The following is a 601-nucleotide window of genomic DNA, read 5'->3' on the forward strand; positions in this document are numbered from 1 at the left end:
CGGCACGCCGAGCACCACGGCGCCCGAGGCCCCGGTGACCGGGTCGACGCCCGGGCCGGTGCCGCCCGCGACCACCCCGCAGCGGCCGGCGCCGTCGCCCTCGGGGGCCGGCGTCACCTCGTCCTCCAGAGCCGACGCCACCTCGTCCTCGGGGACCGGTGAGCCCACCACGCCCGCGGGGGACGGGAGTCCGGAGCCCGTGGGGGAGGAGAGCCCCGCGTGGCCCGAGGTCTCCGTCTCCTCCTCGGCCGCATAGCCGTATAAAGGCGACATAAGTTCCGGCGTCGGTCACGGGTCTGTGACCGGTGGCCACCCGCTGTGGAACGGCGGTGGTCCGGCACGGTATGCATGAACCCATGAGCAGTGACGGGGGAGCCCGCAACGGGGCAGACGAGCCGACCAGTTTTGGTCTGCAACCGCCCAACCCGAACCCGCCGGCGGCCGTGCCGCACCCCGGCAATCCGTACGCGGCGCCGACCGTCATGGTCCCGCCGCAGGGGGACGACCCGGCGTACGCGCACGGCCGGGCGCCGCACCCCGCGCCGGACGGCGCACGCGGACGGGACGGCGCGCAGGGGAGCGGTTCCCGGCAGGCCGCGCC

The 601-nt window shown here is 76.5% G+C and carries 1 protein-coding gene and 1 pseudogene; one reads left to right on the top strand and one right to left on the bottom strand.

Annotated elements, in window-relative coordinates; translation table 11 throughout:
- The coding region (locus AY578_RS20130; protein WP_420341314.1) for a hypothetical protein at positions 1 to 273 on the bottom strand (273 nt) is incomplete at its 3' end.
- An 83-nt stretch (positions 274 to 356) separates the two neighbouring features.
- On the opposite strand from AY578_RS20130, the pseudogene AY578_RS20135 reads away from it, so the two are divergent.
- A pseudogene (locus tag AY578_RS20135) lies at positions 357 to 601 on the top strand (serine/threonine protein kinase); the annotation flags it as partial.

It is taken from the genome of Streptomyces thermocarboxydus (assembly GCF_024760485.1).
In the GTDB taxonomy this organism is placed as follows: Bacteria; Actinomycetota; Actinomycetes; order Streptomycetales; family Streptomycetaceae; genus Streptomyces; species Streptomyces cellulosae.